The sequence below is a fragment of the Pseudomonas sp. R3-41 genome, from assembly GCF_054161485.1.
The window spans coordinates 93,607-117,149 of the sequence record NZ_CP096421.1 but is presented as its reverse complement, the minus strand read 5'-3'; the positions used below and the strand labels follow the sequence as shown (position 1 = coordinate 117,149).

22 protein-coding genes are annotated in these 23,543 nt (G+C 59.6%); 3 read left to right on the top strand and 19 right to left on the bottom strand.

Annotated elements, in window-relative coordinates:
* Positions 1 to 41: 41 nt before the first annotated feature.
* Entirely contained in the window at positions 42 to 1,031 is a 990-nt protein-coding gene (locus M1D99_RS00550; RefSeq protein ID WP_434573405.1) for an aspartate-semialdehyde dehydrogenase, read from the bottom strand.
* A 130-nt stretch (positions 1,032 to 1,161) separates the two neighbouring features.
* Between M1D99_RS00550 and ftrA the strand changes: the two genes are divergently transcribed.
* Positions 1,162 to 2,148 carry a transcriptional regulator FtrA gene (gene ftrA, locus M1D99_RS00545; RefSeq protein ID WP_186728432.1) on the top strand — a complete coding sequence of 329 codons (987 nt, stop codon included), beginning with the start codon at positions 1,162 to 1,164 and terminating at the stop codon, positions 2,146 to 2,148.
* Here the strand turns inward: ftrA and nudK are convergent.
* The 4 genes from nudK to M1D99_RS00525 form a co-directional block, all read right to left on the bottom strand.
* Entirely contained in the window at positions 2,145 to 2,741 is a 597-nt protein-coding gene (gene nudK, locus M1D99_RS00540) for a GDP-mannose pyrophosphatase NudK (protein WP_186706474.1), read from the bottom strand. The genes ftrA and nudK overlap by 4 nt on opposite strands.
* Positions 2,742 to 2,990: 249 nt before the next feature.
* Positions 2,991 to 3,824, bottom strand: coding sequence for an ammonia-dependent NAD(+) synthetase (gene nadE, locus M1D99_RS00535; protein WP_458131242.1), 834 nt, complete (start codon positions 3,822 to 3,824; stop codon positions 2,991 to 2,993).
* Between the two features lies 1 nt (position 3,825).
* Positions 3,826 to 5,055 (bottom strand): nicotinate phosphoribosyltransferase, encoded by a 1,230-nt coding sequence (gene pncB / locus M1D99_RS00530; RefSeq protein WP_186706472.1) that lies wholly within the window; start codon positions 5,053 to 5,055, stop codon positions 3,826 to 3,828.
* Between the two features lie 9 nt (positions 5,056 to 5,064).
* Positions 5,065 to 5,712, bottom strand: a complete 648-nt coding sequence (locus M1D99_RS00525; protein ID WP_186706471.1) for a nicotinamidase — start codon at positions 5,710 to 5,712, stop codon at positions 5,065 to 5,067.
* Positions 5,713 to 5,891: 179 nt separating this feature from the next.
* Here M1D99_RS00525 and M1D99_RS00520 point away from each other — a divergent pair, with 179 nt between their 5' ends.
* Both M1D99_RS00520 and M1D99_RS00515 read left to right on the top strand, forming a co-directional pair.
* Positions 5,892 to 6,449, top strand: coding sequence for an adenylyltransferase/cytidyltransferase family protein (locus M1D99_RS00520; RefSeq protein WP_434573400.1), 558 nt, complete (start codon positions 5,892 to 5,894; stop codon positions 6,447 to 6,449).
* Positions 6,439 to 7,146: an NUDIX hydrolase gene (locus M1D99_RS00515; RefSeq protein WP_458131241.1), complete on the top strand. Its 708-nt coding sequence runs from the start codon at positions 6,439 to 6,441 to the stop codon at positions 7,144 to 7,146. The genes M1D99_RS00520 and M1D99_RS00515 overlap by 11 nt, the downstream gene beginning before the upstream one ends.
* A gap of 75 nt (positions 7,147 to 7,221) precedes the next feature.
* On the opposite strand, the gene M1D99_RS00510 is transcribed toward M1D99_RS00515, so the two are convergent.
* From M1D99_RS00510 to M1D99_RS00445, 14 genes are all read right to left on the bottom strand, one after another.
* Positions 7,222 to 7,764, bottom strand: a complete 543-nt coding sequence (locus M1D99_RS00510; RefSeq protein ID WP_458131240.1) for a hypothetical protein — start codon at positions 7,762 to 7,764, stop codon at positions 7,222 to 7,224.
* A gap of 342 nt (positions 7,765 to 8,106) precedes the next feature.
* Positions 8,107 to 9,540 carry an FAD-binding oxidoreductase gene (locus M1D99_RS00505; protein WP_458131239.1) on the bottom strand — a complete coding sequence of 478 codons (1,434 nt, stop codon included), beginning with the start codon at positions 9,538 to 9,540 and terminating at the stop codon, positions 8,107 to 8,109.
* Between the two features lie 14 nt (positions 9,541 to 9,554).
* On the bottom strand, positions 9,555 to 10,712 hold the full coding sequence (locus M1D99_RS00500; RefSeq protein WP_458131238.1) for an L-talarate/galactarate dehydratase: 1,158 nt from the start codon (positions 10,710 to 10,712) through the stop codon (positions 9,555 to 9,557).
* A 70-nt stretch (positions 10,713 to 10,782) separates the two neighbouring features.
* Positions 10,783 to 12,303, bottom strand: coding sequence for a tripartite tricarboxylate transporter permease (locus M1D99_RS00495; RefSeq protein WP_207963613.1), 1,521 nt, complete (start codon positions 12,301 to 12,303; stop codon positions 10,783 to 10,785).
* A 9-nt stretch (positions 12,304 to 12,312) separates the two neighbouring features.
* Positions 12,313 to 12,786, bottom strand: a complete 474-nt coding sequence (locus M1D99_RS00490) for a tripartite tricarboxylate transporter TctB family protein (RefSeq protein WP_434573391.1) — start codon at positions 12,784 to 12,786, stop codon at positions 12,313 to 12,315.
* Between the two features lie 76 nt (positions 12,787 to 12,862).
* Positions 12,863 to 13,834, bottom strand: a complete 972-nt coding sequence (locus tag M1D99_RS00485; protein ID WP_434573389.1) for a tripartite tricarboxylate transporter substrate binding protein — start codon at positions 13,832 to 13,834, stop codon at positions 12,863 to 12,865.
* 505 nt (positions 13,835 to 14,339) lie between these two features.
* Complete coding sequence (glmS, locus tag M1D99_RS00480; protein ID WP_186706464.1) at positions 14,340 to 16,172, bottom strand: glutamine--fructose-6-phosphate transaminase (isomerizing); 1,833 nt, start codon at positions 16,170 to 16,172, stop codon at positions 14,340 to 14,342.
* A 1-nt stretch (position 16,173) separates the two neighbouring features.
* A complete protein-coding gene (locus M1D99_RS00475; protein WP_060739917.1) occupies positions 16,174 to 16,950 on the bottom strand; it encodes a DeoR/GlpR family DNA-binding transcription regulator in 777 nt (258 codons plus the stop codon).
* Positions 16,951 to 17,161: 211 nt separating this feature from the next.
* Entirely contained in the window at positions 17,162 to 18,529 is a 1,368-nt protein-coding gene (gene glmU, locus M1D99_RS00470; RefSeq protein ID WP_458131237.1) for a bifunctional UDP-N-acetylglucosamine diphosphorylase/glucosamine-1-phosphate N-acetyltransferase GlmU, read from the bottom strand.
* A gap of 123 nt (positions 18,530 to 18,652) precedes the next feature.
* Positions 18,653 to 19,069, bottom strand: a complete 417-nt coding sequence (locus tag M1D99_RS00465; protein ID WP_186706462.1) for a F0F1 ATP synthase subunit epsilon — start codon at positions 19,067 to 19,069, stop codon at positions 18,653 to 18,655.
* Positions 19,070 to 19,114: 45 nt separating this feature from the next.
* A complete protein-coding gene (gene atpD, locus M1D99_RS00460; RefSeq protein WP_014340987.1) occupies positions 19,115 to 20,491 on the bottom strand; it encodes a F0F1 ATP synthase subunit beta in 1,377 nt (458 codons plus the stop codon).
* Between the two features lie 27 nt (positions 20,492 to 20,518).
* Positions 20,519 to 21,379 (bottom strand): F0F1 ATP synthase subunit gamma, encoded by an 861-nt coding sequence (atpG, locus tag M1D99_RS00455; protein ID WP_014340988.1) that lies wholly within the window; start codon positions 21,377 to 21,379, stop codon positions 20,519 to 20,521.
* A gap of 50 nt (positions 21,380 to 21,429) precedes the next feature.
* Positions 21,430 to 22,974, bottom strand: a complete 1,545-nt coding sequence (gene atpA / locus M1D99_RS00450) for a F0F1 ATP synthase subunit alpha (protein ID WP_003207093.1) — start codon at positions 22,972 to 22,974, stop codon at positions 21,430 to 21,432.
* A gap of 21 nt (positions 22,975 to 22,995) precedes the next feature.
* Positions 22,996 to 23,532: a F0F1 ATP synthase subunit delta gene (locus M1D99_RS00445; protein ID WP_003207094.1), complete on the bottom strand. Its 537-nt coding sequence runs from the start codon at positions 23,530 to 23,532 to the stop codon at positions 22,996 to 22,998.
* Positions 23,533 to 23,543 lie beyond the last annotated feature (11 nt).

The window sequence follows — 23,543 nt, the reverse complement described above, 5'->3', positions numbered from 1 at the left end:
CAGCCATGGCTGCGCGTTCCAATGTTCGGAGTCGGACCTGATCAATGTTTGATCAATTGCATGATTTCAAATGCATTCAATGCCGCCCCGCGCAGCAGTTGGTCGCCGCTGATGAACAAGTCCAACCCGTACTCGCCGTAGATCAGGTTGTAGCGAATCCGTCCGACTTCCACCGCGTGTTTGTAGGTCGAGGTCATGGGCATCGGATAAGCGCCGTATTCCGGCTCATCCACCACTTCAACCCCTGGCGCGTTGCGTAACAGCTCGCGCACCTGCGCCAGCGACTGGATGGGGGTGTTGAAGCGCAGGCTGAGACTTTCGGCATGGGAACGCAAGGTCGGCACCCGGACCGCGGTGGTGCTGATCGCCAATGCCGGTTCATCGAGCACCTTGCGCAACTCCCAGACCACTTTCATTTCTTCACGGGTGTAACCGTTGGCTTCGAACGAGTCGACCTGGGGAATCACGTTGAAGGCCAGGTTATGGGCGAAGTGCTCGCTGTCATCGCGGTCGCCATAGTCGCTGAAGGACTTGGCCTTCTCCCGCAGTTCCAGCATCGCCGGCTGTCCCGCCCCACTGGCCGCCTGGTACGTAGAGATGATCACGCTCTGCAGCCCGAACGCGTCATGCAGCGGACCCAGCACCATCAGTGCGATGGCTGATGAGCAATTGGGATTGGCGACCAATTTCTCGCCCCTGTAGCGCTGCCCATTGATGGGCGGTACGAGCAAAGGGATATCGTTGTGATAACGGAACGCCGATGAGTTATCGATGACGTAGGAATTTTCCGCCAAGCGCTCACCGTATTCCAAGGCAAAGGCCCCGGAAACACACAGGAAAACGATATCGCACGCGGCGCAACCTTCAAGGGAAAAAGGCTCGATCAGATGTCGCGCCCGCCCCACCGCCAAGCGCTTGCCGGCCGAACGCCCCGAGGCCATGCAGACCACTTCATAGTCGGTATCTTCAAGCAATTGCAGCATGGTCATGCCCACTGCACCGGTGCAGCCCACCACGGCGATTTTCTTCATTTTCCGTCCCTTATCCACCTTTGCAAGGCTCAACCGTCTCGGTGTCCCTGATTGCCTGCGATCGATTGTAGGGAGACGGGCCAGTCCGCTACAGTGCGGCGCAAGACAATAAACGGTGGAATCACGCCAAATGCACGCTCACCCCGGAACCGTGGCGATCCTGGTTTATGAAGGCTTGTGTGTATTCGAATTTGGCATCGCCCTGGAGATTTTCGGCCTGCCGCGCCCGGAACTGGATGTAGCGTGGTATGACCACCAAATCGTCGCCGTCGATCCAGCACCGATGCATGCGCTGGGCGGCCTTCGGATAGCCGTCGACGCGGGGCTCGAAGCCTTGGACAGCGCGCGAACCGTCATCATCCCCGGCTGGCGCAGCCACCACGAACCGCCTCCCGAGGCGTTGCTGCAAGCACTGCGCCGCGCCCACGCCCGCGGCGCACGCCTGTTGTCGATCTGCTCGGGGGTGTTTGCCCTGGCCGCCACCGGGCTGCTCGACGGCAAGACCGCGACCACCCATTGGCAATTCTGCGCGGAACTGGCCGAGCGATTCCCGCTGATCAAGGTTGATCCAAACGTGCTGTATGTCGATTCCGGACCGTTGATCACCTCAGCCGGCAGCGCGGCGGGCATTGACGCCTGCCTGCACCTGATCGCCCGGGATTTCGGCACGCATGTCGCCAACTCCGTGGCCCGTCGCCTGGTCATGGCGCCGCAACGGACCGGCGGGCAGGCGCAATTCATCGTCGCCCCCGTAAGCAAGTCGCCACGCAACGAACTGAGCCGCGTCCTGCAGTGGCTTCGCGAGCACCTGGATCAACCCTTGAGCGTCTGCGACATGGCGGCCCGCGTCGCCATGAGCGAGCGCACCTTCCTGCGGCGCTTCGTCGAGACCACCGGCCTGCCGCCCAAGACCTGGCTGCAACAGGAACGCTTGAACCGGGCCCGGGAGCTGCTGGAAAGCACCGACCAGAGCACGGCCGGCATCGCCCAGGCTTGCGGCTATCGGTCGGTGGAAAGTTTCCGGGCGGCGTTCCGCAACGCTGTCGGTTTGCCGCCCACCGCCTATCGCGAACGATTCGGCAGCGGCGCGCCCCGCCCACAGCAGGCCCGGGGCTAATCCAGCAACCGGTGCAGCTTGGCGTACTGCAACAGCATGATGGTCTTGCCGTCGCAAATTTCCCCGGTCTCGATCATGCCCAAAGCCTGGTCGAGGGACAGCTCCAACACTTCGATCTCCTCGCCTTCGGCTTCCAGGCCACCGCCTTCGTGCTGCTTGTCTTCGTCAAAATATTCGCCGACGAAAAAATGCACCCGCTCCGTCACCGAGCCCGGGCTCATGAAGGCGTCGAACACCTTGCGCACGTCCTGGATGATATAGCCGGTTTCCTCCTGGGTTTCCTTGCGGATGCAGGTGTGCGGATCGTCGTTGTCCAACAGGCCGGCGCAGGTTTCTATCAACAGGTCATCATGCCCGTTGACGAAGGCCGGGAAACGGAATTGCCGGGTCAACACCACGGTTTGCTTGGCCTTGCTGTAGAGCAGGATGGTGGCGCCGTTGCCGCGGTCATAGGTTTCACGCGTCAGTTCGCGCCATTGGCCATTGCGGCCGAGGTAGTCATAGGTGGTCTTGCGCAGCACGTACCAGTCGTCCGAGAGGACTTCGACGTGCTTGATGCGTACACGGTCCTTGATGCCGATTGCCTGTGTCATTTACCCACTCCGTTCAAGGTCAAAAGTCTCCTTTGGAACCCAATGCTGTTCACTTGAGAGAAATGATGGACCTGTGGCCAGAGATTGCTCCCGCTCGGCTGCGAAGCAGTCGTAAACCGGCGTGGGCGGTATGCCTGATGCTCCGCATTGGGCAGGTTTTGGGGCCGCTTCGCGGCCCAGCGGGAGCAAGCTCCCTCGCCACGGGTTTGTCGATTGCCTTAAGTGAACAGCATTGCATTTAGAACCCTATTACAACGATGCAGGGACGCGTGGCAATGCTCGTTTGTGGGCTGTCTTGAGGTAGGCGCCTTCAATGATCTGTCGCGCCTGCGACGACACCTCTTCGCCCATCAGGTACGCATCGATTTCCTCATAGCTACAGCCATACGCCACTTCATCCAACTTACCGGGCGCCAGGTCCTCCAAATCCGCGGTCGGCGCCTTGCGCACCAGGTACGCGGGGGCACCCATCGCGTCGGCCAATAATCTCACCTGGGTTTTCGTCAGCCCGGACAGCGGTGCCAGGTCGCAAGCGCCGTCGCCGAACTTGGTGAAGAACCCCATCACCGCCTCCGCCCCATGATCGGTTCCCACCACCAATCCGTTGCTCAAGTTGGCAATGGCGTATTGCGCCAGCATCCGTGCCCGGGCCTTGGCGTTGCCTTTGGTAAAGTCGGTGAGTTCGGCCGAAGATTGCAAGCCGTCGATGGCGATACTGCCCATCAGCCCGTCGACACACGCGGCGATGTTGCTGGTGGTGATCGCGTCCGGTCGGATGAAGTCAAGGGACGCCTTGGCGTCCTGCTCATCGGCCTGGGCCTTGTACGGCAGTCGGACGGCGATAAACCGCGCCGCGTAGTCTTCCCCCCGCAGTTGCTCCACCGCCAACTGGCACAGGCGGCCGGCGGTGAGCGAGTCGACGCCGCCGCTGATCCCCAGCACCAGGGACTGGCAGCCCGACTCGCGCAGGATCTGCTTGATGAACTCGACCCGGCGAGCAATCTCAGTGGCTTCGCCACCCCGAGTAAGTTGGCGGTCGATGCCCAGCTCCCGGGCAATGCGTTCTTGCGCGAGCGTAGTCATATCAGGCTCCCATTTGTGGATTGATCAGGGCGACGTTGAACACTTGGGCGGCGTAGCGCAGGAACGAGGCATCCTCGCAGACGTTCTTGATCGGATCGTCGGAGAACTTCACCACCGGCTCGCCGTGGACCCGCACCAGTTTCATGACAATGCTCAGCGGTTCGACACCGTCGACATCACAGGCCAGGCTGGTGCCCATGCCAAAACCGAATTTGGCCTTGCCGCGAACATGACGCAGGATCGGCAGGCACTTCTCGAAATTGAGGCCATCGGAGAACATCAGGTCCTTGGTGCGCGCGTCGATGCCCAGCGCCTGGTAACGCCCCAGCACCTTGTCCGCCCAGACGATCGGGTCACCGGAATCCTGGCGCAGGCCGTCATAGAGCTTGGCAAAGTACAGGTCGAAATCCTTGAGAAAAAAATCGGTGCTGATGCAGTCCGTCAAGGCGATACCGAGGCGGCCGCGATACTCGCGCACCCAATTTTCCAACGCCGCGTTCTGGCTCTCGCGCAAACGCCCGAGTTGCTGGTGCACCATCAGCCATTGGTGGGCCATGGTGCCGATCAGGGGGAGATCGAACTCGTAAGCTAGGTGCGCGTTACTGGTGCCGACAAAGACGCCAGGAAAATCGCTGCGCATGACGTTCACCACTTCACGCTGGGCCCAGAACGACAGCCGCCGCCGGGTGGAGAAGTCTGAAACGCGAAACTCGGCGAGCTCTTCACGGCTGGCATTTTTCTCCAGCCATTCGAACTTCTGGTACAGCTTGCGAGTGACGTCGGCCAACTCGACTTCGGGGTACTTCTCGCGGTTGCGCAGTTCGCTGACCATCGCCAATACCGGTTGCTCGAACATGATGCAGTGCAGCATCGGCCCGCGGACGCGGATGTGCAGTTGGCCGTCGACTTCCGAAACGTGGATGTAGCGCAAATTGAAGCGAAACAGGCCGAGAAACTGTTCGAAGTCCGGTGTCAGGTACTCACGGAAACGCTTGTTGAACAAAAACCGCTGCTCTCCCTCGCGCAGTTGCAACCCGGCGAGTTTTTCCAGTTCGACACGAATGTCCGGGATCAGGTGACCGAGCCGCTCCTTGGAACGCACGATGAACTGGTATTCCACCTCGACATTCGGGTGCTGGTGCAAGACCGCCTGCATCATGGTGAAGGTGTAGTAGTCGGTATCCAGAAGACTCTGGATGGTGCCGCTGTTTGTGTCGAATGCACTGTCCATGTCTGTTCCTTATGCGTTTGCCAAGCGGAGGATGTCTTCGCGCGTCGCGGCGACCGAGATGCCCGCTTGCTGCATGTCGGCAATGGCTTGAACGGCCCCCTGCTCACTGATGGCCCGGCAGGCCGGAAGGTGAACGATCACCTTGAAGCCAGCGGCGGCCAGTTGCAGCGCGGTGGTCTTGACGCAGAAGTCCAGCGCCAGCCCACCAACGATGACCTGCTCCACAGCCTGGCCTTTGAGGTACTCGATCACCCCGGTGGACAGCTTGCCGTGCAGGTCGTGGTAGCAGGCGCCGTACGGGTGCAAATCCGGCTCGACGCCCTTCCAGACGAAATAGTCGTAGTCGTAGGGGGTCGGCAGTTGGTCCAGCAAGGCGAAACCTTCGGTGCCGGGAACGCAGTGGCTGACCCAAGTGATGTCGGCGTGCTCCAGCCCGGTCGGCACGAACATCTGTGCGTGATCGGCGACCACCCAAGGGGCCTTGGGCGAATGGGCGTCCTTGCTGCCGATGCGGAGGCTGGCCAGGGACGCGATGAAATTCAGCTCACCGGCAATCTGGTCACCGCCCGGCACCGGGAGCTCATCGGGGCATAGCGGCGTGAAGCTCTTTTGCGCATCGACATCGAAAGAAGCGGTTTTCCGGGTCAGGCTGTTCATGCTGGGTTTCTCCTCTTCATGGCCACGAGAGTACATAAGGTGTACTTTCATAACAAGCTATTCGGAGAAATATTTTTGATGATTCATTCTTACCCAATGAAGTCGCACCAAAAAAGCAGGTTTCCGTCAAAAAGATTTTGCTGATAGAGTACACGTCATGTACCAGAAGAGGATAGGCCATGTTCGAGATTGCCCTGTATGGCGGCGCCTTCAATCCCCCTCACGCCGGCCACGCCCAAGTGATGATCGAGGCCTCACGCCAGGCCAGGCGCGTGCTGGTGGTCCCCAGCTTCCGGCATCCTTATGGCAAGCAAATGGTCGACTATGAGGTGCGCCTGAACTGGCTGGAATCGATCGTCGAGAACGTGCAGCCGCTGTGTTGCGCCGAAGTGCGTGCAAGCCGGGTGGAGCAAGTTGTGGCCCGTGGCGTCGAAGGCGCCATCTACAGTTACACCCTGCTCACCCACCTCGCCGACAGCCTGGCCCTGGATGGCAAGCGGATCGCGTTGGTGGTGGGCCAGGATGTCGCGGATTCGCTGCCGACCTTCTATCGCGGCCAGGAATTGCTGGAGCGGTTTTCTGTCCTTTGCGTGGAGGAAAAGATCCACGTGCGCAGCACCGGGGTTCGCGAACGCCTGGCCTTGGGCAAGCCGCTTCCCACCGACTGGATGGCACCCGGCATGAACCCGTTAAACTATGACCTTTACGCTACCCACGGAAATCGACATGCCCACTAGCACAGCCCCTGCGCGCGGTTATCTGCACACCATCGACCTCTGTGTGCTGCGCTGTTGCCGGGAGACCCAGGCGCTGGAAATCCTCCTGAACAGACGGGAAGCCGAGCCGTTCGCCGGCCATTGGGCGCTGCCCGGGATCGTGGTCAATGGCGACGTCGAAGACCTCACGCTGAACGACGCCGTGGAGCGCCTGCGCAATTCAAACAAGGTCGGCATGCCGCTGGCCTGGATCGAACAGGTCGGCACCGTCGGCGACGCGTTCCGCGATCCGCGCTGCTGGTCGTCCTCGACGTTCTACCTGGCGATTGTCAGCGAAGCGGTCCAGCTCGCCGAACACCAGGGGTTTTTCCCATTCAAGGACGTCGCGAACGCCTCGATCAAACTCCCTTTTGATCACAACAGCCTGGTGGCGACGGTCCAGGAGCGGTTGCTGTCCAAAGCCCTCTACAGCAGCCTGCCGCTGATGTTCCTGGGCCCGGAATTCAGCGCGCCGGAAGCGGTGAACATCTTCTCCGTAGTACTCGACCGCCCGGTGCTCAAGACCAGCATGCGCCAGCGTTTGCTGAAGATGACCGAGGCGGGCTATTTGCAGGAAACCGGCCGTAAAAAAGCCGGCGACGGCGGACGCCCGCAACGCACGGTGGAAAATCTCAAACCGGCTAGCGTTTATCTTTTTGATCGGTGTTTTCTGGAGTGACTTTTGCGTATGGCCAGCACACCTTCCTGGCCCGATATCAGAGGCCATGGAGTCTCTGCTAGATCAGAAAACAGCTTAGGAGAGGCCTTCGAGCAATCCGGCCTCGCCCAATAAGTCCACGATGACATGCTCGTCAACCGCGTAGACCCCACGAGAGGCTTTCCAGACCAGCTTCTTTTCCTGAAGGGCGATGAGCGCTTGCTGAACACCCGGCACTTCGACCTTTATATCGCGTTCAGCGATACCAGCCTGCTCCATCGCTTTCGCATAGAGTTCCATGGTAGGTGCCTCGAAGGGCGCATAGTTATCGCCTTTGGCACTCATGACACGGATAACGGCGGACTGGATAGGGGTCAGGCTATGGAGAACTTTCTTAAGGTTTGCGTTGAGCTCGTCAGCTTGTGCCCGAACCAACACTGCGAATCGCTCGGGGATGGTTGCAGGATCCAACGCAAAATCGAACCTGATTTCATCGGCGGCGGCACCTAGCAACTCAGGTCGGTAACCACTCTCCTTGAACAACTCGAACACATTAGAGGGATCGAGCGGATAGGCGAGGTCGATATTCGCGCAGAACCAGTTTATGAAATCCTGATCCAGGGTTGGAAATTGAACCATGGAGGCCCCTGGCGGGATTCTATAGAAAATTATAGAGCGACTATAGCCCAATTATTTTTTTAGACATCGCGTCTCATTGGGCATTTATAGACAATTATAGAACGACTATAGACCGGCCACCCTGAAGCTGCCCAGCGCTAGTTTTTCTGATTCCAAGAGCTCGCTGTCGCTTCAATTCATGTATTGCTCTTGCAAGGCTTGGTAACGTTGCCAGCTATCGGCCACCAGTTGCAATGAATGCTGTTGTTTTCTAGCGGCTTCCAGTTCTCAGTGAATGTCGGTCAGATCACCGGATGAAAATATTTTTTCATCATTGCGAGAATAATCGAAAAATACTTTCAATCACTCCAGCCCGGCAGTAAAGACCTTGCCAGGGTTCATCAGCCCCGCCGGGTCTAGCGTGCGTTTGATGGCACGCATCAGCTCGATCTCCAGGGGATCCTTGAACTGGGCTGCGGCATGAGGCTTGGCTTGTCCCAGCCCATGTTCAGCACTGATGCTGCCATTGAAGGCACTGGTCATCCGGTAGATGACTTGCATGATCGCGTGTTCGCGGGCCTTGAACGAGGCGTCGTCATCGCCGACCGGCTTGCTGATGTTGTAGTGCAGGTTGCCGTCGCCCATGTGGCCATAGGAAACGATGCGCACGCCGGGAAAATCCTGTTGCAGGGCTTTGTCGGTGCGTTCAATGAATTCCGGTATCCGACTCACGGGCACGCTGATGTCGTGCTTGAGGCTGGGGCCTTCATGGTTTTGCGCCTCGGAAATACCTTCGCGCAGCGCCCACAACGCGGCGGCCTGCGCCTGGCTGCTGGCCAATACCGCGTCGATGACCCAACCGCATTCGAAGGCATGGGCCAGGCCGTTTTCCAGCAACAGTCCCAAGGGCGCGTCGGGCACGGTGTCGCGCAGTTCAATCAAGGCATACCAAGGGTGCTTCGCTTCCAAGGGATCCGTACAACCCGCCACATGGTCCAGGACAAACTCCAGGCTCTGGCGCGACATCATCTCGAAGCCCGTCAAGCGGTCGGCGCACAGGCTGCGCACATGGCCGATCAAGTCCACCGCCGCTTGCGGCGAAGGCAGCGCCACCCAGGCTGTCGCGGTGCTGTGGGTCGCCGGAAACAGTTTCAGCACCGCCGCCGTGATGATGCCCAGCGAGCCCTCCGAGCCGATGAACAAATGCTTGAGATCGTAACCGGTGTTGTCCTTGCGCAAGCCTCGCAAGCCATTCCAGACACGACCGTCAGGCAGCACCACTTCCAGCCCGAGGGTCAGCTCACGCATGTTGCCGTAGCGCAGCACCGCCGTGCCGCCGGCATTGGTCGCCAGATTACCGCCCACCGTGCAACTGCCCTCCGCCCCCAACGACAGCGGGAACAGGCGACCGGCCTGGCTGGCGGCGTCCTGTAGCTGCTGCAGGATCACCCCGGCCTCGACCGTGATGGTTTCATTGGCCAGGTCGATTTCACGGATGCGCCGCATACGGGTCAAGGACAACACCACTTGGTTGCCGGAGGCATCAGGGATCGAGCCGCCACATAACCCGGTGTTGCCGCCCTGCGGCACCAAGGCAACCTGGGCGTCATGGCAGATGCGGACAACCTCGGCGACTTCTTTGGTCGTTGCCGGGCGCACCACCAACGCAGCCCGGCCTTGATAGGCGTTACGCCAGTCCGTCAGATAGCGGTGCATCAGTTCAGGGTCGCGCACCAACCCTGCCTGCCCGACCACTTGCTCGATCCGCTGGAGCACTTCATCGCTCAACGACGACATACTTCCTCTCCCGGTTACGGACGCTGCCCGAACTCTGCCTGACCGGCCGTCCAGCCCGCCACGCGCTCGCTCAGGGACAGCCCAAGGCCAGGCCGGGTGGGCACCAGCATGCGCCCATCGCGGGTTTGCATGCGTTCGTTGAACAACGGCTCCAGCCATTCGAAATGTTCCACCCAAGGCTCGCGGCTGTAAGTGGCGGCCAAATGGATGTGCAATTCCATGGCAAAGTGCGGCGCGATCATCAGCCCCGCTTGCTCGGCCAATGCCTGGACCTTGAGATAGGGGGTGATGCCACCGACACGAGGCGCGTCGGGCATCAGATAATCCGCCGCACGCAGCTTGATGAATTCCCAATGCTCGGCAACGCTGGTGAGCATTTCACCGGTCGCGATCGGCGTATCGAATTGCTCGGCCAGCGCGGCATGACCTTCGGCGTCGTAGCAATCCAGCGGTTCCTCGATCCAGACCAGGTTAAGCGGCTCAAGACGGCGGCACATGCGCTGCGCAGTGGGCCGGTCCCATTGCTGGTTGGCGTCGACCATCAAAGGGAAGTCATCCCCCAGGTGTTTGCGGATGGTGCTGACCCGGTGCAGATCCAGCGCCTGGTCAGGCTGGCCGACCTTGAGCTTGATCCCGCCGATACCCTTCTCCCGAGAGAGGTCAGTATTGATCATTAATTGATCAAGCGGGGTATGCAGGAATCCACCCGATGTGTTGTAGCACTGAACAGAATCGCGATGGGCACCCAGCAAGCGAGCCAGGGAAAGATTGGCCCGCTTGGCTTTCAAATCCCACAGGGCGACATCAAATGCGCCGATCGCCTGGGTTGCCAGGCCGCTGCGCCCCACCGAGGCACCTGCCCAGCAGAGCTTGTCCCACAGTTTGGAAATGTCGCTGGGGTTTTCGCCAAGCAGGCTGGGGGCGACTTCCTGGGCATGGGCAAATTGCCCGGGGCCACCGGCGCGCTTGGAATAGCTGAACCCCAGGCCACGGTGGCCGTCCCTGGTTTCGATCTCCACGAACAGAATGGCGATTTCGGTCATTGGCTTTTGCCGACCGGTCAACACCTTGGCGTCGCTGATGGGGTTGGCCAACGGCAGGGAAACCGAGGCCACGCGCACCCAGGCAATGCGGTCGTCGTCGGCCGAAGGCGTTTGAGGCGTGTCTTGCATGACTGTGCTCCGAACGGTTGGGTTCGGCTGCTGCAACACGGCGTCGTGTTACAGCAGCGAATGCAATGGGCTAGCTGCGCATCAATTCAATCGCCGCACTTTTGCGGTTGCGAATGACCGTCACCAGGTGCCAGGAGATGGACGCGGCGGCCAGGATGAGGAAGCCCGCCGAGATGGGATTGGTCAGGAAGCCGCCGAAATTGCCATCGGACAGCATCAAGCCGCGACGCAAGTTGGTTTCAGCCATCGGACCGAGGATGAAACCGATGATGAACGGTGCAATCGGCAAACCGGCCTTGACGAACCCATACCCCAGCAAGCCAAACAGCAGCACCGCCCAGACGTCGAAGATCCGGCTGTTCAGGCCAAAGGCACCGACCACACAAAGCACCAGGATGATCGGCAACAGGATGTGCTTGGGCACCGCCAGCAACTTGATGAACATGCGCAGGCCGTAGAACTCCAGCACCAGCATCAGCACGGAAGCGAGGATCAGCGCGGCGAAGATCGTATAGACCAACGGTGCCTGGCTGATGAACAGCAGAGGCCCGGGCTGGATGCCGTGGATCATGAAACCACCGAGCATCACCGCCGTGGTGGTGTCGCCGGGAATGCCCAGCGTCAGCAGGGGAATCATCGCGCCGCCAATACCGGCATTGTTCGCCGTCTCGCTGGCGACCACGCCGTCGATCTTGCCTTTGCCGAACTCCTCCGGGGTCTTGGAACGTTTCTTCGCCACGATGTAGGAGACGATATTCGACGTACCGGCACCGATGCCGGGCAAGATGCCGATGCCCAGGCCGATCAGCGATGAACGAGTGGCGTTGGGCAACTGGCCAACGAATTCCTTCATCGAAAAACCAAAACCTTTCACGCCTTTCATGCTGACGTGCTGGGGTTTGGCTCGGTGGCTCAGGCGCGCGCTTTCCGCGAACTTCAGCACCTCGGCGACCGCGAACATACCGATCATCACGGTGAGCATGGCGAAGCCGCCATTGAGGCTCGGCAGGTCAAAGGTGAACCGACGGATAGCCTCGACCGGGGCGATCCCCACGGTGGAGAAAGCAAAGCCCAGGGCACCGGCAAACAAGCCTTTGACCAGCGAGCCGGTGGACAGCGTGGCAATCAACGTCAGCGAAAAGATCGCGATGGAGAAATATTCGTGCGGGCCAAAGCTCAGGGCCAGTTCCGCCAGGATCGGGGCGATGAACATCAGCGCGGCGATACTGAAAATCGTGCCGAGGAACGAGAACACCACGCCAATCCCAAGCGCCTTCACGCCCAGTCCCTTCTTCATCAGCGGCCAACCATCGAACGTCGTCGCGATGGAGGCCGGCGTTCCCGGTATGTTGAGCAATATCGCCGATATCAGCCCTCCCGAGGTAGCGCCAACGAACAACGCAACCAACAGCGCCAGGCCAGGGCCGGGGCCCATCGAGTACGTCAGCGGCAAGCACAGCGCGATCGCCATGGTGGCCGAGAGGCCGGGCACCGCGCCAAAAACGATCCCCACTGCAACGCCAAGGGTGATCAGCAGAAAAACGTAGGGTGTCAGTACGGCTGCGAAGCCTGTTTGCATGAGCTCAATCATGGCCGTCCCCTAGAAATCCAATAAACCGACAGGCAGGAGCAAGTCGAAGCCATGACGAAAGATGTAAAAGATCAGGACAGACGAGACGACCGCGATCAACGCGTATCGCAGGTGCTTGACCTTTTCATCCGCCGGAGTGAGTACGATGAACTGGGCATAGAGATAAAGCACAGTGGTGATCACGAAACCCACCGGCTCCATCAGCGCCGTATAAAGCAGCACCAATGCCACGGATTTAATAACCGTTGGGTAATCGATCGCCTCGGGCTTTTCCGCCGGTTCGGCACTTTTGTCCGGCAGCTTTCGCCAGGCCCACAACTGCAACGCACCCAACAGGCACAACGCCACGGCGAGCACCCAAGGGACAAACGCGGCATCGACCGTCCCGCGACGCGGCAGGTTCATGGTCAATACCAAGTAAGCGATGCCGGCGCCGAGCATGGCCAGGCCGGCGATCAACTCGTTTCTTTTATAGGAATCCATACAGGCTCCTCTTGCTGGGAAGGACGGGGTGTCGGGTGCTGGCCAGCGCGGCGCGCACCCGAACCGTTACGCAAAATTATTTGGCTTTACGCATCTCGTCCTTGAACTGCATGAAGCTGTCGCGGGTTTTGTTCAACGTAGCGATGGCTTCTTCGGTGCCCTGGAAGCTGACCGGCTGCTTGAAGGACTTCTTCAGTTCTTCGGCATATTCCGGCTCTTCGGTGATTTTCTTCATGGTGTCGGCCATTTTCTTGACGATGGCCGGGTCGGTGCCTTTCGGGAAAGCGACGACGTAAGGCTTGTCCAGGACCAGGTCAACGCCTTGCTCCTTGAAAGTTTTGACGTCGCCCAGCAGCGCGTTGCGCTCGGCGTTAGGCTGGCCCAGGGCGGTCATCTTGCCGCTGGAAATGTAATCCTGGACCGAGCCATAGCTGATCGCACCGAGGTCGATGCGCTTGCCCAGCAAGGCAACGATTTTTTCCGAGACGGTGCCGCTGTCGACCATTTTCAATTTCACGCCGGCGAGCTTCTCGAACATCAAGCCTTGCAGGTGCGAGAAGTTGCCCATCTCGGTGCCGTAGGTGATGGTGCCCGGCTTGGCCTTGGCCTTCTCGATCAACTGGTCGAGGCTGTCGATGCCCGAGCTTTTCGCCGAGACGAACACCGCGCCCTTGTCGACGCCAGCAATGCAGGAAATATCGAACGCATCGAAACGGTCTTCGGACAGCCCCGCGACCTCGTTGACGATCAACTGGCCGGTGTGAGTAAACAGGATGGTATTGCCATCCGGCGCTGCGCTCTTGACCGCATCGGCGGCGATGGTGCCGCCCCCACCGGCCATGTTGGTGACCACCATGGTCTTGCCAGTGACCTTGGTGAAGTACTTGGCCATCATCCGTGCGTTGAAATCAGTGTCACCGCCGGCGTTGGCGATCACTACGACCTGTACCGGACGACTTGGCCAATCGCTTGCGTCGGCGGCCACTGCCGTGCCGGCGGTCAGGCTCAGGAACGAGGCGATCAAAGAGGCGCAGAGTGTTTTCTTCATTATTGTTCTCCGGGTACGGCCATTCATTGTGGGTTTGAAGTTGAGCAGGAAACGAACAGGCCCAGCACTAACGCCAGGCGAGACTGATCGAGCGTTGAGATCGCGGAATTCGACTGCATTGGAGGGCAGGGTTTTTCGGAAGGTAAAAAAGAAGATAGCGGGCGCACGGCGATAACGCGTGGGGCCGATGGACTGCAAATTCGCTGGGCGGCAAATGTAGAAAACATGACTGCGCCTTTCGTTTTTATTATTTTTGATGTCATACGTTGTCGTATGACTCGATATCATCACCTATGCCTCACGTTGTCAACGCAGTTGTTCAGCGGCGTACCGTGAATACGACGAACAGGGCGGGTGAACCAGGCGTATCGAATCGTTGCTCCTTGGGCGAAGTCGGCCTGAAGTTTTTTGCTCCCAATAAAAAACCCCCTGAATTTCAGGGGGTTGGTTTTTGAGCGTTTCGGATCCTAGCCGACAGGCTAGCTCCCTGGCCCGCGCTCCGGCCTTACTCGACCGTGACCGATTTCGCCAGGTTACGCGGCTGGTCCACATCGGTGCCCTTGAGCACCGCCACGTAGTACGACAACAACTGCAGCGGGATGGTGTAGAGAATCGGCGACAGGATGTCGTGGATGTGCGGCATGTGCACCACGTGGGTGCCTTCGCCGTTGGTCATGCCGGCCTTCTCGTCGGCAAAGACAATCAACTGGCCGCCACGGGCGCGCACTTCCTGCAGGTTGGACTTGAGCTTTTCCAGCAGCTCGTTGTTGGGCGCGACCGTGACCACGGGCATGTCGTTATCCACAAGCGCCAGCGGGCCGTGCTTGAGCTCGCCGGCCGGGTAGGCCTCGGCGTGGATGTAGGAGATTTCCTTGAGCTTCAAGGCTCCTTCCATCGCCACCGGGAATTGCGCGCCACGGCCCAGGAACAGGGTGTGGTTCTTCTCGGCGAACAGCTCGGCGATTTTTTCCACGGTGCTGTCCATGGCCAAGGCTTCGCCCAGGCGGGCCGGCAGGCGACGCAGTTCTTCCACCAGCTTGGCCTCGACGCCCTCACCCAGCGTGCCACGGACCTGGCCCAGGGACAGTGTCAGCAACAGCAGCCCCACCAGTTGCGTGGTAAACGCCTTGGTCGACGCCACGCCGATCTCACGACCGGCCTGGGTCAGCAGGGTCAGGTCGGACTCACGCACCAGCGAGCTGATACCGACGTTGCAGATCGCCAGGCTGGCGAGAAAACCCAGTTCCTTGGCGTTACGCAGGGCAGCCAGGGTGTCGGCGGTTTCGCCGGATTGGGAAATGGTGACGAACAGCGTGTCGGGTTGCACCACTACCTTGCGATAACGGAACTCGCTGGCGACTTCGACCTGGCACGGGATACCGGCCAGCTCTTCCAGCCAGTAACGGGCGACCATGCCGGCGTGGTAACTGGTGCCGCAGGCGACGATCTGCACGTTGCGGACCTTGGCGAACAACTCGGCCGCCTGTGGACCGAACGCTTGGACCAGCACCTGGCTCTGGCTCAGGCGGCCTTCCAGGGTGCGTTGCACCACGGCCGGTTGCTCGTGGATTTCCTTGAGCATGAAGTGGCGGAACTCGCCCTTGTCGGCGGCTTCGGCCCCGTCGCGGTACTGGACGGTTTCACGTTCCACGCTTTTGCCATCCAGGTCCCAGATCTGCACGCTGTCGCGGCGAATCTCGGCGATGTCGCCTTCTTCCAGGTACATGAAGCGGTCGGTGACCTGACGCAGCGCCAACTGATCGGAAGCGAGGAAGTTTTCCCCCAGGCCCAGGCCGATGACCAAGGGGCTGCCGCTGCGGGCTGCCACCAGGCGATCGGGTTGTTTCGCGCTGATGACCGCCAGGCCGTAGGCACCGTGCAGTTCCTTGACGGTTGCCTTGAGGGCGACAGTCAGGTCTGCCAGGTCCTTGAGCTTGTGGTTGAGCAGATGGGCGATGACTTCAGTGTCAGTGTCCGAAGTGAACACATAACCGAGCGCCTTGAGCTGTTCACGCAGGGCTTCATGGTTTTCGATGATGCCGTTGTGCACCACCGCCAGGTCGCCGGAGAAATGCGGGTGAGCGTTACGCTCGCATGGCGCGCCATGGGTGGCCCAACGGGTGTGGGCGATGCCCAGGCGACCGAGCAGTGGTTCGGCGTCCAGCGCCTGTTCCAGCTCGCTGACCTTGCCTGGGCGACGCATGCGCTCGAGCTTCTCGTCTTGGGTGAACACCGCTACACCCGCGCTGTCGTAGCCGCGATATTCGAGACGCTTGAGACCTTCAAGCAAGATGGCAGTGATGTTGCGTTCAGCAACGGCGCCGACAATTCCACACATGCTACTTCTCCTGGCTGACAGGCGCGCAGATCACGGTAATGCCGCGGGCCTGAATCTGATCGCGGGCCTCTACGGGCAGGCGATCATCGGTAATGAGGGTATGGACGCTGCTCCACGGCAGTTCCAGGTTGGGGATCTTGCGGCCGATCTTGTCGGCCTCCACCATCACGATCACTTCCCGGGCAACCTCAGCCATCACGCGGCTCAGGCCCAGCAGTTCGTTGAAGGTGGTGGTACCTCGAACCAGATCGATGCCGTCGGCGCCGATGAACAACTGGTCGAAATCGTAGGAACGCAGCACTTGCTCGGCCACCTGCCCCTGGAACGACTCGGAGTGAGGGTCCCAGGTACCGCCGGTCATCAACAGTACCGGTTCGTGCTCCAGTTCGCTCAAGGCATTGGCGACATGCAGGGAATTGGTCATCACCACCAGGCCCGGCTGTTGGCCGAGTTGAGGGATCATGGCGGCGGTCGTGCTGCCGCTGTCGATGATGATCCGCGCATGTTCGCGGATCCGCTTCACAGCGGCCCGGGCAATGGCGAGTTTGTACTTGGAAACGGTTTGCCCGTTATCGGCCACCAACTCCTGCGGCATCGGCACCGCACCACCGTAGCGACGCAGCAGCAGGCCATTGGTCTCCAGGGCGGCAAGGTCCTTGCGAATCGTAACCTCCGAGGTTTCGAAGCGCTTGGCCAACTCATCCACACTGACCTCGCCCTGCTCTTGGAGCAAAGCAAGGATGTTGTGACGGCGCTGTGGCGTGTTGCGTTTCGACATGGCGGCTTAAGTTTCGATTCGAAAGATAACGTAAGCAATCAAAACCTATTGCGACGGTATCGTCAAGGCGCCGATAGAAAAATTCAGAAATCCCGCAAATCGAATGTGGGAGCGGGCTTGCTCGCGAATGCGTTGGGTCAGCAACGAATTAATTGGCTGAACCACCGCTTTCGCGAGCAAGCCCGCTCCCACAAGGGGGATGTGGATAACTTCAGGGCTTCTTGATTTTCTCTGGTCGCTTCCAGCCATCAATGTTGCGCTGGCGGGCGCGTCCGACTGCCAATTGGCCGTTATTCACATTCTGGGTCAGGGTCGAACCGGCCGCCGTGGTCGCACCGCTGGAGATATCCACAGGCGCCACCAAAGAGTTGTTGGAACCGATGAAAACATCTTCGCCTAGAACGGTTTTCCACTTGTTGGCGCCATCGTAGTTGCAGGTGATGGTGCCGGCGCCGATGTTGGTGCGCGCACCGACTTCAGCGTCACCCAAGTAGGTCAGGTGGCCAGCCTTGGCGCCTTCGCCCAGATGAGCGTTCTTGAGCTCGACGAAGTTACCCACATGGGCCCGGGCTTCCAGCACCGAGCCTGGGCGCAAGCGGGCAAACGGGCCGGCATCGCTGCCTTCGCCCATGACCGCGCCGTCGAGATGGCTGTTGGCCTTGATCACCACGCCTTTGCGCAGGGTGCTGTCCTTGATCACGCAGTTCGGGCCGATGATCACGTCATCTTCGATGACGACCTTGCCTTCGAGAATGACATTGATGTCGATGACCACGTCGCGACCTACGCTGACTTCACCGCGCACGTCAAAACGGGCAGGGTCGCGCAGGGTCACGCCTTGGGCCATCAGGCGGCGGGCGGCGCGCAGTTGGTAGTGGCGCTCCAGCTCGGCCAGTTGTCGGCGATCGTTGGCGCCCTGCACTTCCATGGCGTCCAGCGGCTGCTCGGTGGCGACGACCAGCCCGTCGGCAACGGCCATGGCAATCACATCGGTCAGGTAATACTCGCCCTGGGCGTTGTTGTTCGACAGACGACTCATCCAGTCACCCAGGCGCTCGGCCGGCACCGCGAGAATACCGGTGTTGCCCTCGGTGATCGCGCGCTGGGCTTCGTTGGCGTCTTTTTGCTCGACGATTGCCGTCACTTGGCCGTCGGCGTTGCGCACAATGCGGCCATAGCCGGTGGGATCATCCAGTTCGACGGTCAGCAAACCCAACTGCTGTGGCGCGACCTGCTTGAGCAAGCGCTGCAAGGTCTCGACTTCGATCAGCGGCACATCGCCGTAGAGAATCAGCACCGTATTGGCCGTGATGAACGGCACGGCCTGGGCCACGGCATGGCCAGTGCCCAGTTGCTTGTCCTGCAGGACGAAATTCAGGTCGTCCGCCGCCAGGCGCTCGCGCACCGCATCGGCACCATGGCCGATCACCACGTGAATGCGCTGTGGATCAAGTTGCCGGGCGCTGTGGATAACATGACCGAGCATGGAATTGCCGGCGATCGGGTGCAAGACCTTGGGCAACGCCGAACGCATGCGGGTGCCTTGGCCGGCCGCGAGGATAACGATTTCAAGAGACATGACTGGCTACCAATCCTGGGTGGTCAGCGGCTGCGACCAGGTAATGAATGTCGGGAAAAGAAAAAAGGGTAGCCGAGGCTACCCTTTTTAATCAATCGCACAGAAAGCAGACGGCTTAGCCGCTTACTTCTTGCGGATCTGCTGAAGCGTACGCAGCTGGGCTGCGGCTTCTGCCAGACGTGCAGCAGCAGAACCGTAGTCGAACTCCGCGCCTCGCTCGTGCAGGGCCTTCTCGGCGGCCTTGACGGCCTCCTGAGCGGAGGCTTCGTCCAGGTCGGCAGCACGTTGCACAGTGTCGGCAAGGACCTTGACCATGTTCGGCTGAACCTCGAGGAAACCACCGGAGATGTAATACACCTCGGCTTCCCCGCCCTGCTTGATCAAGCGGATCGGACCCGGTTTCAGATTAGTGATCAGCGGTGCGTGACCCAGAGCGATACCAAGATCCCCCAGCTCACCATGCGCAATCACCATCTCGACCAGACCGGAGAAGATTTCCCCTTCCGCACTGACGATATCGCAATGGACTGTCATAGCCATCTGATTGCCTCAACCTAAATTAGCGCCCGTTGCCGGGCGCCGGGATTACAGTTTCTTGGCTTTCTCGATCGCTTCTTCGATGCCGCCGACCATGTAGAACGCTTGTTCTGGCAGGTGGTCGTAGTCACCGTTGAGGATGCCTTTGAAGCCAGCAATGGTGTCTTTCAGGGAAACGTATTTACCCGAGGCACCGGTGAAGACTTCAGCCACGAAGAACGGCTGCGACAAGAAGCGCTGGATCTTACGAGCGCGGGATACCAACTGCTTGTCGGCTTCCGACAGCTCGTCCATACCCAGGATCGCAATGATGTCCTTCAGCTCTTTGTAGCGCTGCAGCACGTACTGGACGCCGCGAGCGGTGTCGTAGTGCTCCTGGCCGATCACGTTCGGGTCCAGCTGGCGCGAAGTCGAGTCCAGTGGGTCAACCGCTGGGTAGATACCCAGGGAAGCGATGTCACGGGACAGAACGACGGTGGCGTCCAAGTGGGCGAAGGTGGTCGCTGGCGACGGGTCGGTCAAGTCATCCGCAGGTACGTATACCGCTTGGATCGAAGTGATCGAACCTTCCTTGGTCGAAGTGATACGTTCTTGCAGAACGCCCATCTCTTCAGCCAGGGTCGGCTGGTAACCTACGGCCGAAGGCATACGGCCCAGCAGTGCGGAAACTTCGGTACCGGCCAGGGTGTAACGGTAGATGTTGTCGACGAACAGCAGAACGTCGTTACCTTCGTCACGGAACTTCTCGGCCATGGTCAGGCCGGTCAGGGCTACGCGCAGACGGTTTCCCGGCGGCTCGTTCATCTGGCCGTAGACCAGTGCCACTTTGTCCAGAACGTTGGAATCCTTCATCTCGTGGTAGAAGTCGTTACCCTCACGAGTACGCTCACCCACACCCGCGAACACGGAATAACCGCTGTGCTCGATGGCGATGTTACGGATCAGTTCCATCATGTTTACGGTCTTGCCTACACCGGCACCACCGAACAGACCGACTTTACCGCCCTTGGCGAACGGGCAAACCAGGTCGATAACCTTGATGCCGGTTTCCAGCAGGTCGTTGCCGCCCGCCTGTTCAGCGAAGGATGGCGCAGGACGGTGAATGCCCCAGCGCTCTTCGGTGTCGATCGGACCCGCTTCGTCGATCGGGTTACCCAGTACGTCCATGATCCGGCCCAGGGTCGCTTTACCGACCGGTACGGAGATGGCAGCGCCAGAGTCGACAACGTCCAGACCGCGCTTCAAGCCTTCGGTAGAACCCATCGCAATGGTACGAACGATGCCGTCGCCCAGCTGCTGCTGAACTTCCAGGGTAGTTTCCGCGCCTTGTACTTTCAGCGCGTTGTAGATGCTCGGTACGCTGTCGCGTGGGAATTCCACGTCGATAACGGCGCCGATGATTTGAACGATACGTCCGCTACTCATAGCTGGATCCTCTGAATATTTGAACCGTTAAACCGCGGCAGCGCCGCCGACGATTTCCGAGATCTCTTGGGTGATCGCAGCCTGACGCGCCTTGTTGTAGATCAGCTGCAAATCGCTGATCAAATCACCGGCGTTGTCGGTAGCGTTCTTCATCGCGATCATCCGCGCCGCTTGTTCAGCTGCGTTGTTCTCGACCACCGCCTGGTAGACCTGCGACTCCACGTAGCGGACCATCAAGCCGTCAAGCAGCTCCTTGGCATCCGGTTCGTAGAGATAGTCCCAGTGGTGCTTGAGTTCCTGTTCCGGGGTCGCCACCAGTGGAACCAATTGCTCCACGGTTGGCTGTTGCGTCATGGTGTTGATGAACTTGTTGGATACCACGGACAGGCGGTCAATCCGGCCTTCCAGGTAAGCATCCAGCATCACCTTGACGCTGCCGATCAGGTCATTGATCGACGGTTCTTCACCCAGGTGGCTGATAGCAGCGACGACGTTGCCGCCGAAGTTGCGGAAGAAAGCCGCACCCTTGCTACCAATCACGCACAGATCGATCTCGACGCCTTGTTCGCGGTTTACAGCCATGTCCTTGACCAGGGCCTTGAACAGGTTGGTGTTCAAGCCACCACACAGACCACGGTCACTGCTCACCACGACGTAACCGACGCGCTTGATAGCACGGTCGATCATGAACGGGTGGCGATATTCCGGGTTGGCGTTGGCCAGATGACCAATAACCTGGCGGATGCGCTCCGCATAAGGGCGGCTAGCAGCCATGCGCATTTGAGCCTTGCGCATTTTGCTGACCGCCACTTTTTCCATGGCGCTGGTAATTTTTTGCGTGCTTTTGATGCTCGCAATCTTACTGCGAATCTCTTTTGCGCCTGCCATGTAACACCTATCAGGTTAGCAAGCGGGAGCCTTGCGACTCCCGCTGCGGCTTACCAGGTTTGGGTGGCCTTGAACTTCTCGATACCGGCTTTCATGCCAGCGTCGATTTCGTCATTGAAGTCACCCTTCACGTTGATCTTGGCCAACAAGTCGGCGTGATCGCGGTTGAAGTAAGCAATCAGCGCTTGTTCAAAGCTGCCGACCTTGGCGATTTCAACGTCAGTCAGGAACCCACGCTCAGCGGCATACAGCGACAGCGCCATGTCAGCGATCGACATTGGTGCGTATTGCTTCTGCTTCATCAGCTCGGTAACGCGCTGACCATGCTCAAGTTGCTTACGGGTCGCTTCGTCCAGGTCAGAAGCGAACTGGGCGAATGCCGCCAGTTCACGATACTGGGCCAGGGCGGTACGGATACCACCGGACAGCTTCTTGATGATCTTGGTCTGAGCGGCACCACCCACACGGGATACCGAAACACCGGCGTTCACAGCAGGACGGATCCCGGAGTTGAACATGGCCGATTCCAGGAAGATCTGACCGTCGGTGATGGAAATCACGTTGGTCGGAACGAACGCGGAAACGTCGCCAGCCTGGGTTTCGATGATCGGCAGAGCGGTCAGGGAGCCGGTCTTGCCGGTCACTGCGCCGTTGGTGAACTTCTCTACGTACTCTTCCGAAACGCGGGATGCGCGCTCCAGGAGACGGGAGTGGAGATAGAACACGTCGCCTGGGTAGGCTTCACGGCCTGGTGGACGGCGCAGCAGCAGGGAGATCTGGCGGTAAGCCACTGCCTGCTTGGACAGATCGTCATAAACGATCAGCGCGTCTTCACCGCGGTCGCGGAAGTATTCGCCCATGGTGCAACCGGAGTACGGTGCCAGGAACTGCAGCGCAGGAGATTCCGATGCGCTGGCCGCCACGATGATGGTGTTGGCCAGGGCGCCGTTTTCTTCCAGCTTGCGAACCACGTTGGCGATGGTCGATTGCTTCTGACCAATGGCTACGTAGACGCAGAAAATGCCGCTGTTCTTCTGGTTGATGATCGCGTCGATCGCCAGAGCGGTCTTACCGATCTGACGGTCACCGATGATCAGCTCACGCTGGCCACGGCCGACAGGGATCATGGCATCGACAGCCTTGTAGCCAGTCTGTACAGGCTGGTCTACCGACTTACGCCAGATCACGCCAGGAGCAACTTTCTCGACCGCGTCGGTCTCGGTGTTGTTCAGCGGACCTTTGCCGTCAACAGGGTTGCCCAGTGCGTCGACGACGCGACCCAGCAGTTCCTTACCAACCGGAACTTCGAGGATGCGGCCGGTGCACTTGGCGCTCATGCCTTCGGCCAGCGACTGGTAGGAACCCAGTACAACGGCACCTACGGAGTCTTGCTCCAGGTTGAGGGCCATACCGTAGACGCCGCCCGGAAACTCGATCATCTCGCCGTACATGACGTCGGCCAGACCGTGAATCCGCACGATACCGTCAGATACGCTGACGACAGTGCCTTCGTTACGGGCTTGGGAGGTCACATCGAGCTTGTCGATGCGGCCCTTGATAATTTCACTTATTTCGGAAGGATTGAGTTGCTGCATTGCTCTGCTGCCCCTTCAAACTCAAGATTTCAATGCTTCGGCAAGTTTCGCGATTTTGCCGCGAATCGAGCCATCGATAACCAGGTCGCCGGCGCGGATTACAACGCCCCCTATCAGGGACTTGTCTTCCTCGACTTGCAGGCGCACTTCCCGGTTGAGTCGTGCACTGAGAACCTTGGCGAGTTTGTCTTGCTGTTCTTGGTTCAATGCGAAAGCACTGGTCACTTCCACGTCTACCGACTTCTCTTGCTCGGCCTTGTACAGGTCGAAAAGAGTGGCGATCTCCGGCAGAAGCAGGAGACGGTCGTTTTCGGCAACGACGTGAATGAAATTCTGTGCCTTGGCATCGAACTTGTCGCCGCACACGTCAATGAACGTGGCGGCCTTTTCTGCGCTCGTCAGTCGCGGGGCCTTGAGCACGCGCTGCATGGTGTCGTCTTGCGACACCGCTGCAGCCAGGCCGAGCATGGCTGACCAATTGGCCAGTTGCTGGTGGGCCTGAGCGTGCTCGAAGGCCGCCTTAGCGTAAGGTCGGGCCAACGTGGTCAGTTCTGCCATGATCGCCCTCG